The sequence below is a fragment of the Kocuria sp. CPCC 205263 genome (genome assembly GCF_040981075.1).
GTDB classification, from domain to species: Bacteria; Actinomycetota; Actinomycetes; order Actinomycetales; family Micrococcaceae; genus Kocuria; species Kocuria rosea.
On sequence record NZ_JAVKPV010000005.1, the window covers coordinates 314,891 to 329,672 of the forward strand.

Below are 14,782 nucleotides of genomic sequence, written 5' to 3' on the forward strand. Positions count from 1 at the left end.
GAGCGTCCCCCGCCGCACGGCGGGGGACGGAGGGGCGGGGGCCGCCGGCGCCCGGCTACTGGGTGGTGGCCCGGACCGCCTCCGTGAGCTGGCGCGCGGCCTGCACCACGACCTCGGCGTGCAGCCGGCCCGGCTGGCGGGTGAGCCGTTCGATCGGCCCGGAGATCGACACCGCGGCGATCACCCGGCCCGAGGGCCCGCGCACCGGGGCCGAGACGGAGGCGATGCCCGGTTCGCGCTCGCCCAGCGACTGCGCCCAGCCCCGGCGGCGCACCCCGGCCAGCACGGTCGCGGAGAACCGCGCGTGGCGCAGGCCGTCGAGCAGGCGGTCGTGGTCCTCCCACGCGACGAGCACCTGCGCGGCGGAGCCCGCCTTCATCGACAGCTGCGTGCCCACCGGGATCGTGTCCCGCAGCCCGATCGGCCGCTCGGCGGAGGCCACGCACACGCGCCAGTCGCCCTGCCGGCGGAAGATCTGCGCGGACTCCCCGGTGGCGTCCCGCAGGTTCATCAGGACGGGGCCGGCGGCCGCGATCAGGCGGTCCTCGCCGGCCGCGGACGCCAGCTCCACGAGCCGGGAGCCGAGCACGAACCGGCCCTGGATGTCCCGTCCCACGAACCGGTGGTGGGCCAGTGCCACGGCCAGCCGGTGCACGGTGGGCCGGGCGAGGCCCGTGGCGCTCACCAGCTGGGCCAGCGTCGCCGGCCCCGCCTCGAGGGCGTCGAGGATCATCGCGGCCTTGTCGACCACCCCCACCCCGCTGGGCGCGGTGGTCGCGGTCAGCGCGAGCGACTCCCCGGTGCCCTGCCCGCCGAGCGGCGTGCCGAGCGGGGCGCCGGACGGATCCATGTGTCCAGATGTGTCCATGCACTGATACTGACGTCTCAGAATGTGAGAAGCAAGCCCGAAAGCTGGCCCGTCGCGAGCCGGGCGCCGACCATGGAGGAAACACGTTGCACAGGCAGCACGGAAGGATCCGCCATGCCGGACTACCAGTCCTCGACCCCCTCCACGACCTCCGCCGCACCCTCCGGACCCCGGGGCGGGCGCACCCTCGCCGAGAAGGTCTGGGCGGACCACCTCGTGCGCCAGGGCGAGGACGGGCGGCCGGACCTGCTCTACATCGACCTCCACCTGCTCCACGAGGTCACCTCGCCGCAGGCCTTCGAGGGGCTGCGCCTGGCGGGCCGCCCGCTGCGCCGACCCGAGCTCACGATCGCCACCGAGGACCACAACACGCCCACGCAGGACATCTTCTCCCGCATCGCCGACGACACGTCCCGCAAGCAGATCGAGACCCTGCGGGCCAACTGCGCCGAGTTCGGCGTGCGCCTGCACCCGCTCGGGGACGCCGAGCAGGGCATCGTGCACGTGGTGGGCCCCCAGCTGGGCCTCACCCAGCCCGGGATGACCGTGGTCTGCGGCGACTCCCACACCTCCACCCACGGCGCGTTCGGCGCCCTGGCCTTCGGCATCGGCACCTCAGAGGTCGAGCACGTGATGGCCACCCAGACGCTGCCGCTCGCCCCGTTCCGGACCATGGCCATCAACGTCGAGGGCACGCTGCGCCCGGGGGTGTCCGCCAAGGACATCATCCTGGCCGTGATCGCCAAGATCGGTACCGGCGGCGGACAGGGCTACGTCCTGGAGTACCGGGGCTCGGCCATCCGCGCCCTGTCCATGGAGGCCCGGATGACCATCTGCAACATGTCGATCGAGGCCGGCGCCCGCGCGGGCATGATCGCCCCCGACGACACCACGTTCGACTACGTCCAGGGCCGCCCGCACGCGCCGCAGGGCGCCGACTGGGACGCGGCCGTCGAGTACTGGCGGACCCTGCGCACCGACGAGGACGCCGTCTTCGACGCCGAGGTCTTCCTCGACGCGGACGAGCTCGAGCCGTTCGTCACCTGGGGCACCAACCCCGGCCAGGGCGTCCCGCTGTCCCAGTCCGTCCCCGACCCCGAGGACATCGGGGACGAGAACGACAAGGCCAACGCCCGCCGGGCCCTCGAGTACATGGGCCTGGCCGCCGGCACCCCGATGAAGGAGATCCCGGTGGACACCGTCTTCCTGGGCTCCTGCACCAACTCCCGGATCGAGGACCTGCGGGCGGCGGCGGAGATCGTCAAGGGCCGCGCCAAGGCGCAGAACGTCCGGATGATGGTGGTGCCGGGCTCGGCCAAGGTGCGGCTGCAGGCCGAGGCCGAGGGCCTGGACCGGGTGTTCAAGGACTTCGGCGCGGACTGGCGCTTCGCGGGCTGCTCGATGTGCCTGGGCATGAACCCGGACCAGCTCGCCCCCGGCGAGCGGTGCGCCTCGACGTCGAACCGCAACTTCGAGGGCCGGCAGGGCAAGGGCGGGCGCACCCACCTCGTCTCGCCCGTGGTGGCCGCCGCCACCGCGGTGCGCGGCACGCTGTCCTCCCCGTCCGACCTCGAGCCCGCCGGCGCCCCCACGGACCTCGCGTCCGCCGGCGCCTGAGCCCTCGACCCGAAGCCCAGAAAGGCCCTGCCATGGAGAAGTTCACCACCCACCGGGGTGTCGGCGTCCCGCTGCGCCAGTCCAACGTGGACACCGACCAGATCATCCCGGCCGTCTACCTCAAGCGGATCACCAAGACCGGCTTCGAGGACGCCCTGTTCGCCGCCTGGCGCAAGAACGAGGACTTCGTGCTCAACCGGGAGCCGTACCGGCACGGCTCCGTGCTGGTGGCCGGGCCCGACTTTGGCACCGGCTCCTCCCGGGAGCACGCGGTGTGGGCGCTGCGCGACTACGGCTTCCAGGCCGTCATCTCCTCCCGGTTCGCGGACATCTTCCGCGGCAACTCTGGCAAGCAGGGGCTGCTGGCCGCGCAGGTCGACCAGGCGGACGTCGAGCTGCTGTGGAAGCTGATCGAGGAGCACCCCGGCACCGAGATCGAGGTCGACCTCGAGTCCCGCACGGTGACGTGCGACACGGTCACCGTGCCGTTCTCGATCGACGACTACACGCGCTGGCGCCTCATGGAGGGCCTCGACGACATCGGCCTCACCCTCCAGCGCGAGGAGGACATCGCCGCGTTCGAGGCGGGCCGTCCCGCCTTCAAGCCGACCACGCTGCCCGCCCGCACCTGACCTCGTCACGCCCGGCACGGCCCGGCGGAGCCCCCACGGCCCGCCGGGCCGTCGTGCTGTCCCGGACACGCACGACGCCCGCCCCTGTGCGGGGGCCCGCGCCGGGGAACCTACACTGTACGGGTGCCGCTCCCGCTCGGGGGTGGCCCGGCAACAGCAGATCGGAAGGTCATGAGCAGCGCACTGCACATCACGGGCGGAATCCCCCTGTCCGGGCAGGTCACCGTGCGAGGTGCCAAGAACCTCGTCCCCAAGGCCATGGTGGCCGCCCTCCTGGGCTCCACACCGTCCGTCCTGGAGAACGTGCCCCAGATCAAGGACGTCCAGGTCGTCACCAACCTGCTGGCGCTGCACGGGGTCGACGTGGGGCGCGAGGACGGCCGGCTGTCACTGGACCCCTGCAACGTCACCACGGCGCGGCACGCGGACATCGACGCCCACGCCGGGGACTCCCGGATCCCGATCCTGCTGTGCGGGCCCCTGCTGCACGCCATCGGCGAGGCGTTCATCCCCGACCTCGGCGGGTGCAAGATCGGCGACCGGCCCATCAACTACCACCTCGACGTGCTGCGCCACTTCGGCGCCCGTGTCGAGAAGCTGGAGTCCGGGATCCGGATGAGCGCCCCGCACGGCCTGCACGGCGCCAAGGTGGAGCTGCCCTACCCCTCGGTCGGCGCGACCGAGCAGGTGCTGCTCACCGCCACCCGGGCCGACGGCCACACCGAGCTGCGCGGCGCCGCCACCGAGCCCGAGATCATGGACCTCATCGCGATCCTGCAGAAGATGGGCGCCATCATCACCGTCCAGACCGACCGGGTGATCCGCATCGAGGGCGTCCCCGAGCTCACCGGCTACCGGCACCGCGCCATGCCCGACCGCATCGAGGCCGCCTCCTGGGGCTCCGCCGCGCTCGCCACCGGCGGCGACATCTTCGTGGCCGGGGCCCGGCAGTCCGACATGATGACCTTCCTCAACACGTTCCGCAAGATCGGCGGGGGCCTCGACATCCGGGAGGAGGGCATCCGCTTCTACCACCCCGGCGGGGACCTCAACCCGCTCATCGTGGAGACCGACGTCCACCCCGGCTTCATGACCGACTGGCAGCAGCCGCTCGTGGTCGCCCTGACCCAGGCCACGGGCGTGTCCATCGTGCACGAGACCGTCTACGAGAACCGCTTCGGCTTCACCGCCGCCCTCAATCGGATGGGGGCCACGATCCAGCTGCACCGCGAGTGCCTGGGCTCCGTGCCGTGCCGCTTCGGCCAGCGCAACTTCGTGCACTCGGCCGTGATCTCCGGGCCCACCCCGCTGCAGGCCTCCGAGATCAACATCCCCGACCTCCGCGGCGGCTTCTCCCACCTCATCGCGGCGATGGCCGCCGAGGGCACGTCCCACGTCACGGGCGTGGAGCTCATCGAGCGCGGCTACGAGCACTTCACCGACAAGCTGACGGGGCTCGGGGCCTCCTTCGAGCTCGACGGCGAGTGAGCCGGGCCCGCCGATGAGCCGCACCTCGAACCGCCGCCTTTTCCGCGTGCTCGCGGGCGTCGTCAAGCCGGCCTACCGGCTGGTGGCCCGGCTGGGCTGGACGGGGGAGGAGCACCTGCCCGCCGAGGGCGGGTTCATCGTGGTGCCCAACCACCTCACCGAGCTCGATCCCCTGACGGTCGCGATCACGCTCTACGACAACGGGATCATGCCGAGGTTCCTGGCGAAGGAGTCCCTGTTCCGCGCCCCCGGGGTGGGGACGGTGCTCCGGGCCACCGGCCAGGTCCCCGTGCTGCGCGGCACGGCCGACGCCGCGGCGGCGCTCACGGCCGCCCGCGCCGAGCTCGCCTCCGGCGGCGCCGTGGTGATCTACCCCGAGGGCACCCTCACCCGGGACCCCGACCGGTGGCCGATGACCGGGCACACGGGCGCCGCGCGCCTGGCCCTCGCGACCGGGGCCCCGGTGGTCCCGGTGGCGCACTGGGGGGACCAGGAGGTCCTCGACCACGACCGCTCCACCGGCCGGCGCACGGTCAGCCTGTTCCCCCGGAAGGACGTGCGCGTGCGGATCGGCCCGCCCGTGGACCTCACCCCGTGGCGGGACGACGTCCCCGACCTGACCCATCCGGTGGGCCGCCACGCGGCGCGACTCGAGGACGCCACCGACGCCGTCATGCGCGCCGTGACCCAGGAGCTCGCGGTGCTGCGCGGCACGGACGCGCCGGCCGCCCTCTGGGACCGGCGCCGGGGAGGCCGCCTGTGACGCCCCCCGAGACCGCCGCGGCCCCTGCTGGCGGCCTGCCCGCCGCCGGGCCGCGGAGGATCGCCGTGCTGGGCGCCGGGTCCTGGGGCACGACCTTCGCCAAGATCCTCGCCGACAGCGCCCGTGAGTCCGCCCACGCCCGGGCCGAGCCGATCGGGCGGACCGTGGCCCTGTGGGGACGCAGCGCCCCCGCGATGGAACACACCGCGCGCACCCGCGTCAACGACCGCTACGTGCCCGGCATCCGGCTGCCCGAGCGCCTGGAGATCACCGCCGACCTCGCCGCCGCCGTGCGCGGCGCGGACCTCGTGGTCCTCGCCGTGCCCGCCCAGTCCCTGCGCGCCCAGCTGACCGCCGTGGCCGGGCACCTCGAGCGCGACGCCGTGGTGCTGTCCCTGGCCAAGGGTCTCGAGCGGGACACGGGGCTGCGGATGAGCGAGGTCGTCGCCGAGGAGCTGGGACGGGCCACCGGGCTGGGTCCCCGGCACTGGCGGGCGCGCACGTGCGTGCTGTCCGGACCCAACCTGGCCATGGAGATCGCCGAGGAGCAGCCCACGGCCTCCGTCGTGGCGGCCCCCGCCGCGGACCTGGCCACCTGGGTGGCCCACGCCTGCCGCACCCGCTACTTCCGCCCCTACACGAACACGGACGTGGTGGGCACCGAGATCGGCGGCGTCGTCAAGAACGTCATCGCCCTCGGGGTGGGCATCGCCGACGGCCGCCACTTCGGGGAGAACTCCAAGGCCTCCATCATCACCCGCGGGCTCGCCGAGACGACCCGGCTCGCGCTCGCCCTCGGCGGGAGGCTGGAGACCCTCTCCGGCCTCGCCGGACTGGGCGACCTCGTGGCCACCTGCTCCTCCCCGCTGTCCCGCAACCGCACCGCGGGCCGGCTCCTCGGCCTGGGCCTCACCCCGGCGGAGGTCCAGGAGGAGATGACCCAGACCGCCGAGGGCATCAAGTCCGCCCCCGCCGTGCTCGCCCTGGCCCGCCGCCACGGCGTGGACATGCCCATCACCGAGGCCGTCGTGGCCATCCTCCGCGAGGAGATCACCATCGACGACGTGGCCCCGCTCCTGCTGGGCCGCGAGATCAAATCCGAAGGGACCGCCCCATGACCCCCCGCCCCTGCGTCGCCGTGCTGTTCGGCGGACGCTCCAGCGAGCACTCCATCTCCCTCATCACCGCCCTCGGGGTCCTGCGCGCCATCGACCGGGACAAGTGGGACGTGGTGACCGTCGGCATCGCCACCTCCGGCGAGTGGTTCCTCTGCCCGCAGGAGGAGCTGGAGGCACTGCTGGACGCGAACCCGATCGCCGAGCTGCCCGTGGGCGACGAGCTCGTGAGCCTGCCGCTGAAGGTCGGGGAGAGCGAGCTCATCGTGCGCCAGGACGGTCCCTGCGGACAGACCGTCAGCCGGGACCGGCACATCGACGTGGTGCTGCCCCTGCTGCACGGGCCCTTCGGCGAGGACGGCACCCTGCAGGGTCTGCTCGAGCTCGCCGACCTGCGCTACGTGGGCTGCGGCGTCACGGCCTCCGCGGTGGGGATGGACAAGCACTTCATGAAGCTCGCCTTCGAGGCTGCGGGCCTGGCGGTGGGCCCCTACACCGTGGTGACCGACCGGCAGTGGACCGTGGACCCCCAGGACGTGCGCGAGCGCATCGCCGCACTGGGCTTCCCCGTGTTCGTCAAGCCCGCCCGGGCGGGGTCCTCCTTCGGCATCACGAAGGTGGAGCGCGCCGAGGATCTGGACTCCGCGATCGAGACCGCCCGCGAGCACGACCGCAAGCTGGTGGTCGAGGCGGGGATCGTGGGGCGGGAGATCGAGTGCGCCGTCCTCCAGGGCCGCGGGACCGCCGCCGCCCGGACCTCCATGCCCGGCGAGATCGAGATCGTCGACGAGCACGCGTTCTACGACTTCGAGGCGAAGTACGTCTCCCAGGCCTCCGCGCGGCTCAGCTGCCCCGCTGACCTGCCGCAGGAGGCGATCGGGACGATCCGCCGCAGCGCCGTGACCGCGTTCGAGGCGCTGGACGGGGAGGGCCTGTGCCGGGCCGACTTCTTCTACACCCCCGACGGGCGGGTGGTCATCAACGAGATCAACACGATGCCCGGGTTCACGCCGATATCGATGTACCCCCGGATGTGGGCCGCCTCCGGGCTCGACTACGCCGAGCTGATCGACGAGCTCCTGGGCCTCGCCCTGGAACGGCCGGTCGGGCTGCGCTGAGCCGCGGCACGCCACCGGGGGCGGAGCCCCCGGCTCACGGAGCGGGCGACGCGGTGACGACGACGTTCTTGCCGACCGCGTCCTGGGTGTAGCAGCTGATCAGGACGATGCGGTTCGGGACGATCCGCCAGATCTCGCTGTCCTTCAGCGTGTCCTTCTCGTAGGTGGTCACCGAGTCCACCACGTAGTCGAGGGTCCCGTCCACGGTCTCGACCTCGAGCTCCTCCCCGACCAGGGCCGGGTCGCTCAGCTTGTTGAAGGGCAGCTCCACCTTGTCGTAGCTGTGCCCCGCGATGTACGTGGTGTTCGTCGACCCCTCGCCGGGCATCCCGTACGGCGTGAGCCGGTAGCCGCTGTAGGTCTGCGGCGGCACGAGCGACCCGCCTTCGAGGTCCTCGTCGGTCGGGTCGTAGGGGAGCACGTCGGCGTCGAAGCCGACCGAGTCGATGCTCAGGCGCACCGGCGACGCCGCGGCCGGCACGTGCCCCAGGAGGTGCTGGGCGAGGAACCACTGGTTCATGAGCGCCACCCACAGCACGGCGGCGCACAGCGTCACCACCGCCGCCCGCCGGGCCAGGGGATCCCTCTCCTCGGCCGGGACGGGGCGCGGCGGTCCCGCCACGGTGCTCGTTGCCATGCTGTGCTGTCCTCCTCCGACCTGACCTGTTCTCCGACCCGGCGCGTTCCGCCGCGGCCGGTCCTCACCCGGCCCGGCACGTTCTGACCTAACCCGGCCCGGCGCGATCTGCACCGGCCCGAGCCGTCCGGCGCGGGCGCGCCGGGTGCGGTGCCGTGCCGGCGCCGCCCCGCGGGCGCCACCGGCACGGCACGCGGCTCAGGCGCCGCTGCGCCCGAGCCTCCGGGCCCGGTACGCGAGCGCACCGGGAAGGGCCACTGCCGCCGCGAGCAGCGCCGTGAGCAGACCGGCGCCGGCTGCCTGCCCCATCGGGGCCGCGGTGAGGCGGGTGTCCACGTTGAGCCCCGGGTTCGCGGCCCCGGCGGCTGCCTCCTGGGGCGCGAGCTCCGGGGCCACCGCCTGCTGGACCGCGGCTGCGGCCGGCGCGGCGGGTGCCGCGTCGGACAGCGCCGGTGCCTCCGGCGCCACGTCGGCGACGAACGGCGCCGGCGCCTCCGCCGGTGCGGGCAGGACCACCTCGGCGGCCGGCACGTCCACGGGCGCGGCAGCCGGGACGTCCACGGGCGCGGCGACCGGGACGTCCGCGAGGGCCGCGGCCGGCAGCTCGGGCGCCGCCACGTCGGCGACGACCGGTGCGGGCTCGGCGACCGGGACCTCCGCCGGTGCGGGCGGAGCCGCCTCGGCGACCAGGACCTCGGCGACCGGGACGTCCGCGGGCGCCGCGGCCGGCAGCTCCGCCACGGCACCGGCCACCTCGGTGGATGCGGCCGCGCCCGGTGGGGCGTCGCCCGGTGCCGCGACGGCCGCCGGGACGCCCAGGAACAGGCCCCCCACCAGCACGGTCGCCGAGGCACCGGCAACGGCCAGTCTTCTCGTAGTTGTCATGTCGATGCGTCTCCTGTACTCCGTAGTCGGCCCGGGCCCACCCCAGGACCGCCAGCGCGCCGCACGGCCCCACCGGGGTCCTTGCCGCGCCCCCGCGCGGACGGACCCCCGTCACGTCGTGCCGCTCGTCGTTCGGCGCGGACGGGGCGTGCGCCCGTCCTGCGGAGCCGGAACCCCCCTGCCGAAGAACAGCTGTGCTGTTAACTATCGTCCACATCCCGGCATTAGCAAGGGTGAACTGTTACGTGACGGGAGGAGTCCCGGCCTTCGGCACCGGACCCGGCGAGCGCCTCCGGCCCCCTCGTGACCGGTCCGCCGCGGGTGTCGTCGCCGGCCGTCCCGGTCCGCGCGGGTCACGGGACAGCACTAGTGGGGACACGGATCGGGTCGCCGCCACCATTCGCTTGCGCACATGATGGGGGAGGGACGTGGTCCCGCGGCGGCCGTCCGGGGGGGACGGTCGCCCCGACAGGGGGAATTCGATGACGTCCGCGGTGCTCGAGGCCGAGAACCTGGTCAAGATCTACGGCCGGGGGGACACCCGTTTCGCCGCGCTACGGGGCGTGGACCTGCGCATCCGGCACGGGGAGTCCGTCGCCGTCGTCGGGAAGTCCGGCTCGGGCAAGTCGACCCTGATGCACCTGCTCGCGCTGCTCGACGCGCCCACCCGCGGCACGGTGTCCCTGGACGGCAGGCCGGCGGCGTCGATGACGGCCCGTGAGCTCAACGAGACGCGCAACGCCGCGTTCGGGTTCGTGTTCCAGCAGTTCTACCTGACCCCGGACCAGACGGTCCTGGAGAACGTGGTGCTTCCGCTGCGGATCGCCGGGGTCCGCCCCGGAGCGCGCCGGCGCCGCGCCCTAGACGTGCTGGAGCGCCTGGACGTGGCGGAGAAGGCCTCCAGCCGTGCCGCCGACCTGTCGGGCGGGCAGAAGCAGCGGGTCGCGATCGCCCGGGCCCTGGTCAACGACCCCTCCGTGATCTTCGCCGACGAGCCCACGGGTAACCTCGACTCGGCCACCGGCGCGGTGGTCCAGGACCTCCTGCTCGAGCTCCACCGGGAGCGCGGCATCACGCTCGTCGTCGTCACCCACGACGAGGACCTCGCCCGGCGCTGCGGACGCCAGGTGCACCTGCACGACGGTCTCGTCGTGGACGCCCCTCCACCCCGGCAGGCCCCCGCCGCCGGGGCGCAGGACGCAGGAGGGGACGACGCCGGAGGGGACGACGCCGGCGCGGACGACGAGGTCGTCGTCGGAGCGGTCGGAGGTGCCCGGTGAGGTGGTCCGACCTGCTGGCCTCCGCGGTCGCCAACACCGCGCGCGCCAGGATCCGCGCCACCCTGACCGTGCTCGCCGTCTTCATCGGTGCGTTCGCCCTGACCCTCACCTCCGGCATGGGCACCGGGGTGAACCGGTACATCGACGACACCGTGGCGGCGTTCGGCGACGCCGACGCGCTCTACGTCCAGAAGTCGCAGCCCCTCATCGAGCTGTCCTCGACCTCGGGCCCGCGGGAGTACGACCCGGACACCACCCGGATCCGCACGGGGTTCGGCGTGTCCTTCGAAGGGCTGACCCCCGAGGACATCGAGGTCATCGAGGACCTGGACGGCGTGCGCTCCGTGAAGCCGATGTACTCCGTGGCCCCCACCTACCTGGAGGCCGCCGACGGCAGCCGCTTCCAGCTCTCCCCGGGGATCCCCGTCGACGCCGTGGGCCTGCAGATGGTGGCCGGAGGAGCGCCCGCCGCGGGCCGGGACGAGATCGCGGTCCCCGACAGCTGGGTCGCCGACCTGGGCTTCTCCTCCGCGCAGGAGGCCGTCGGAGGCCGCGTCGACGTGGTCATGACCAACATGGCGGAGCAGGACCGGGCGTTCCCCGCCACGATCTCCGGGGTGACGCAGGCCAGTCTCGTCGGGACCTCCCTGAACCCCATCCCGTCGGACACGTTCAACGAGCGGCTCTACGACTACCAGGTCAGCGGCGTCCCGGAGGAGGTCCCGGAGAGCTTCGCGATGGCCACGGTCACGGTCGAGGACATGGCCCTGGCCCCCGGGATCCAGGCGCGGCTGGAGGAGCAGGACATGCTCGGGCTCACCGTCGAGGACCAGCTCGGCATGTTCCGCGCCGTCATCAACGCCATCGTGTGGATCCTCAACGCCTGCGCCGTCATCGCGCTCGTGGCCGCCGGGCTCGGCATCGTCAACACCCTGCTGATGTCGGTCCAGGAGCGGACCCGGGAGATCGGCCTGATGAAGGCCATGGGCATGAGCGGGGGCAGGGTCTTCGGCCTGTTCTCCCTCGAGGCCGTCTTCATCGGGTTCCTCGGGGCGGTCGTCGGCGCCGTCACGGGCGTCGTCGGCGGGTCGGCCCTGAGCGGGGCGCTGGCCGACGGGTTCCTGTCCGGGCTGCCGGGGCTGTCGCTGTTCGCGTTCGAGTCGTGGCGGGTGGCCCTGATCGTGCTCTCGGTCATGGGGATCGCGTTCCTGGCCGGGACGATCCCCGCCGTCCGGGCCGCGCGGAAGGACCCCATCGCCTCCCTGCGCCACGAGTGACCGGGCGGGCCCGGGGCGGGTGCCGCGGCCGTCAGCCCTCGCACTCGATGCAGTACCGGGCGCCGTCCTGCTCGCGGGCGAGCTGGCTGCGGTGGCGGACCAGGAAGCAGGACATGCAGGTGAACTCGTCGTCCTGCTCGGGCACCACCTGGATGAGCAGCTCCTCCTGGGACAGGTCCGCCCCCGGCAGGTCGATGCCCTCCGCCGTGTCCGAGTCGTCGACGTCGATCGCCGGGCTCTGCGCGGTGGCGCTGCGCTGCGCCTGGATCACCTCGAGGGACTCGTTGGCGGGCTCGTCCTCGGGCTTGACGCGGGGCTCGTCGTAATCGGTGGCCACGGATGTGCCTCCTTCTGGCGTGGTGGTGGGGCGTGGTGGGCTCGCGTGCGTGTCCACGCCACAACCGGGCGGGGCACGGGCCTATTCCCGAGCCCCCGGGACGTCCCGGGGGAGGGGGCGGACCCCTCCGTCCGGCCCCGGCTCAGAGGCCCTCCACGGTGTCCTGGAGGTCCAGGCACCGGCGCTCGGCGGGGATCTGCTCCACCGCGGACCCCAGTTCGACCAGCAGGGTGGAGGAGGCCACAGCGGTGCTGTCGAAGACCACCTCGACGGCCGGGTCCCGGCCGTAGGTCGTGGCGGTCCAGGTGCTCCCGTCCTCGTCCTGGCGGATCAGCCAGTCGACGTCGTTGACGGACGAGCAGGCGTCCGTGGTGGGCCCCGGCGGGGTCACGCCGCACCGCACGACCGCCGCCGTGGGCTCGCCGTAGGCCGTGGTGGCCTGGCTGGTGGTCTCGCGCCTCTCGTGCTCGCCGACGGTCTCCGGCATGGCCAGCATCGCCGGGGCGCACCCCGGGTCGGCGGCGTTCTCGGCGGGGTCCACGGTGACGGCGGGGGAGCACCCCGCGAGGACCGCCACCAGGGCTCCCGCCCCCAGCAGGGCACGGGCGGATCGGGACAGGGAGGGCGAGGGCATGCCCCCAGCGTAATCCTCGGGGGAGCCCGTTCCCGCGTCCGGGGCCGTCGTTAGGATGAGCGCCATGACCCGACCCCCAGCGGAGCTGTCCCCCGTGCCCGACGCCCCGCCCGGTCCGGGGCCCACCGTCGGGGACCTCTCCGAGGCCGAGCTGCTGGCCCGGGTGCTCCCGCTGCTCCTGCGCCCCGCCGCCCCCCGCCCCGGAGCGGACCTGGTGCTGCTCGGCCCCGGCGACGACTGCGCCGTGGTCGCGGCCCCGGACGGGCGGTACGTGATCACCACGGACACCCAGGTGCAGGACCAGGACTTCCGGCTCGCCTGGACCGGCGGCGCGGTCACCACGGGCTACGACACCGGGGTGAAGTGCGCGGCGCAGAACCTCGCGGACGTCGCCGCGATGGGCGCCGTCCCGTCGGCCGCCGTCGTCTCGCTCACCCTGCCGCCGGGCACGCCCGTGTCCTGGCCCGAGGACTTCGCCCGCGGCCTCGTGGCCGGGTTCGAGGCCATGGGCGCGGACCGCTGCGCCGTGGTCGGCGGGGACCTGGGCGCCGGCCGGGAGCTGTCGGTCACCGCCACGGTGACGGGCGACCTCGAGGGCCGGGACCCGGTGCGCCGCTCCGGAGCGGGCGAGGGCGGCACGGTGGCGCTCGCCGGGACCACCGGGCGGGCGGCCGCGGGCGTGGCGCTGCTCGAGGACCGCCGCTACCGGCCCGGCCGGGACGCGCTCCTGGACGGGCTCGCGGCGGCGCAGCTGCGGCCGTGCGCCCCGGTGACCGCCGGCCCCGCGGCCGCCCGCGCCGGGGCCACCGCGATGATCGACCTCTCCGACGGCCTGCTCCGCGACGCCGGGCGGGTCGCTGCCGCCAGCGGGGTCGTCGTCGACCTCGACGGCGCGGCCGTGGCAGGCCTCGCCGAGCCCCTGCGCCCGGCCGCCCGGCTGCTCGGCGCGGACCCCCGCGACTGGGTGCTGACCGGGGGCGAGGACCACGGGCTGCTCGCCGTCTTCCCCCGGGGCGTGCCGCTGCCGGGGATGTTCCGTGCGATAGGCTCGTGTGCGCCCGCGCCCCCCGCGCACGACGACACCCTCCCCGGGGTGCTGCTCGACGGACGAGCGCCGCACCTCGCTCTCGGGCACCCGGTCGGCGAAGGATGGGATCACTTTGAACCATAGGATCGGATCGAACGCGGCCGTCATGCGACGGTGGCTCGACCTGGCCCACCGTGATCTCGTGCGCCACAGCCCCGTCCTGAACGCCCTCAACGTCTTCCCGGTCGCGGACGCCGACACCGGGACCAACCTCGCGACCACCGTGCGCGCCGCCGCCGAGGCCGCCGCCGTGCTCGAGACCGGCGACGTCGGGGAGCTGCTCTCCCTCGCCGGCCAGGCCGCCCTCGAGGAGGCCCGCGGCAACTCGGGCACCCTGTTCTCCGTCTTCCTCACGGCCGTGGGCCGCTCCCTCGAGGGGAGCACCAGGATGAGCGCCGAGTCCGTCCGGCTGGCCCTGCACGCCGGCCACGTGCGCGCCTGGAGCGTCCTGACGGACCCCGTGGACGGGACCATGCTCTCCGTCCTGGAGGCCGCCGCCGCCGTGCCCGTGCCGCAGGGCGTGGAGGACGGGTCCAACCAGCAGCTCAAGGAGTTCCTGGCCGGCGTCAGCACCGCCGCCCGCGCCGCGGTCCTCGTCACGCCGGACCAGCTCGAGATCCTGCGCGAGACCGGCACGGTCGACGCCGGCGCCCTGGGCATGCTCGTGGTCTTCGACGCCCTGGCCCGCACCGTGGGCGGCGACGACGCCGGCGACGAGAACGCCCTCGACGCGCTGATCGACGCCGCCGCGGCCCGGGCCGCCGGCGCCGAGGACGCCCCGCACACCGTGCACGGCGGCGTGGAGGTGATGTGCACCGTGGAGCTGACCCCGCTGGACGCCGCGGAGCTGCGCCACGAGCTCAGCGAGGTGGGCACCAGCGTGATCATGAGCGCGGTGACCGAGACGGGTGACGGCTACCGCTGGCGCGTGCACGTCCACGTGCCGCGGCCCGAGGACGCCCTCACGGTGATCGGCGCCCGCGGCAAGGCCGTCAACCTCACGGTGACCTCCCTCTCGGAGGCGGACGGATGAGGCACCCCTGA

Annotated in this window: 15 protein-coding genes; 10 read left to right on the plus strand and 5 right to left on the minus strand. The window is 74.1% G+C overall.

Annotation, left to right across the window (positions count from 1 at the left end; all coding sequences use genetic code 11):
- Positions 1 to 55: 55 nt before the first annotated feature.
- Positions 56 to 868: an IclR family transcriptional regulator gene (locus RF647_RS10325; RefSeq protein WP_368811622.1), complete on the minus strand. Its 813-nt coding sequence runs from the start codon at positions 866 to 868 to the stop codon at positions 56 to 58.
- Between the two features lie 114 nt (positions 869 to 982).
- Here RF647_RS10325 and leuC point away from each other — a divergent pair, with 114 nt between their 5' ends.
- From leuC to RF647_RS10355, 6 genes are all read left to right on the plus strand, one after another.
- Positions 983 to 2,485, plus strand: a complete 1,503-nt coding sequence (gene leuC / locus RF647_RS10330) for a 3-isopropylmalate dehydratase large subunit (protein WP_284563613.1) — start codon at positions 983 to 985, stop codon at positions 2,483 to 2,485.
- A 32-nt stretch (positions 2,486 to 2,517) separates the two neighbouring features.
- Positions 2,518 to 3,117, plus strand: coding sequence for a 3-isopropylmalate dehydratase small subunit (gene leuD, locus RF647_RS10335; RefSeq protein ID WP_109222471.1), 600 nt, complete (start codon positions 2,518 to 2,520; stop codon positions 3,115 to 3,117).
- 171 nt (positions 3,118 to 3,288) lie between these two features.
- Positions 3,289 to 4,605 carry a UDP-N-acetylglucosamine 1-carboxyvinyltransferase gene (gene murA / locus RF647_RS10340; RefSeq protein ID WP_095651676.1) on the plus strand — a complete coding sequence of 439 codons (1,317 nt, stop codon included), beginning with the start codon at positions 3,289 to 3,291 and terminating at the stop codon, positions 4,603 to 4,605.
- 13 nt (positions 4,606 to 4,618) lie between these two features.
- Positions 4,619 to 5,368 carry a lysophospholipid acyltransferase family protein gene (locus tag RF647_RS10345; protein WP_368811623.1) on the plus strand — a complete coding sequence of 250 codons (750 nt, stop codon included), beginning with the start codon at positions 4,619 to 4,621 and terminating at the stop codon, positions 5,366 to 5,368.
- The gene (locus tag RF647_RS10350) at positions 5,365 to 6,486 is read left to right on the plus strand and encodes an NAD(P)H-dependent glycerol-3-phosphate dehydrogenase (protein WP_368811624.1); all 1,122 of its coding nucleotides are present in this window, start codon (positions 5,365 to 5,367) and stop codon (positions 6,484 to 6,486) included. Before RF647_RS10345 ends, RF647_RS10350 begins: the two co-directional genes overlap by 4 nt.
- Complete coding sequence (locus RF647_RS10355; protein WP_368811625.1) at positions 6,483 to 7,601, plus strand: D-alanine--D-alanine ligase family protein; 1,119 nt, start codon at positions 6,483 to 6,485, stop codon at positions 7,599 to 7,601. The genes RF647_RS10350 and RF647_RS10355 overlap by 4 nt, the downstream gene beginning before the upstream one ends.
- A gap of 34 nt (positions 7,602 to 7,635) precedes the next feature.
- Here the strand turns inward: RF647_RS10355 and RF647_RS10360 are convergent, their stop codons facing one another.
- On the minus strand, positions 7,636 to 8,238 hold the full coding sequence (locus RF647_RS10360; RefSeq protein WP_368811626.1) for a class F sortase: 603 nt from the start codon (positions 8,236 to 8,238) through the stop codon (positions 7,636 to 7,638).
- A 198-nt stretch (positions 8,239 to 8,436) separates the two neighbouring features.
- Positions 8,437 to 9,123, minus strand: a complete 687-nt coding sequence (locus tag RF647_RS10365) for a hypothetical protein (protein ID WP_368811627.1) — start codon at positions 9,121 to 9,123, stop codon at positions 8,437 to 8,439.
- A gap of 482 nt (positions 9,124 to 9,605) precedes the next feature.
- Here RF647_RS10365 and RF647_RS10370 point away from each other — a divergent pair, with 482 nt between their 5' ends.
- Both RF647_RS10370 and RF647_RS10375 read left to right on the plus strand, forming a co-directional pair.
- Positions 9,606 to 10,403: an ABC transporter ATP-binding protein gene (locus RF647_RS10370; protein WP_368811628.1), complete on the plus strand. Its 798-nt coding sequence runs from the start codon at positions 9,606 to 9,608 to the stop codon at positions 10,401 to 10,403.
- Positions 10,400 to 11,680 (plus strand): ABC transporter permease, encoded by a 1,281-nt coding sequence (locus RF647_RS10375; RefSeq protein WP_035928937.1) that lies wholly within the window; start codon positions 10,400 to 10,402, stop codon positions 11,678 to 11,680. The genes RF647_RS10370 and RF647_RS10375 overlap by 4 nt, the downstream gene beginning before the upstream one ends.
- 31 nt (positions 11,681 to 11,711) lie before the next feature.
- On the opposite strand, the gene RF647_RS10380 is transcribed toward RF647_RS10375, so the two are convergent.
- Both RF647_RS10380 and RF647_RS10385 read right to left on the minus strand, forming a co-directional pair.
- Positions 11,712 to 12,017 (minus strand): DUF4193 domain-containing protein, encoded by a 306-nt coding sequence (locus RF647_RS10380; protein WP_017833185.1) that lies wholly within the window; start codon positions 12,015 to 12,017, stop codon positions 11,712 to 11,714.
- Positions 12,018 to 12,159: 142 nt separating this feature from the next.
- Positions 12,160 to 12,651 (minus strand): DUF3515 family protein, encoded by a 492-nt coding sequence (locus RF647_RS10385; RefSeq protein ID WP_095651683.1) that lies wholly within the window; start codon positions 12,649 to 12,651, stop codon positions 12,160 to 12,162.
- 64 nt (positions 12,652 to 12,715) lie between these two features.
- Between RF647_RS10385 and thiL the strand changes: the two genes are divergently transcribed.
- Both thiL and RF647_RS10395 read left to right on the plus strand, forming a co-directional pair.
- Entirely contained in the window at positions 12,716 to 13,822 is a 1,107-nt protein-coding gene (gene thiL, locus RF647_RS10390; RefSeq protein WP_368811629.1) for a thiamine-phosphate kinase, read from the plus strand.
- 22 nt (positions 13,823 to 13,844) lie between these two features.
- Complete coding sequence (locus RF647_RS10395; protein WP_109243454.1) at positions 13,845 to 14,771, plus strand: DAK2 domain-containing protein; 927 nt, start codon at positions 13,845 to 13,847, stop codon at positions 14,769 to 14,771.
- Positions 14,772 to 14,782: the final 11 nt, after the last annotated feature.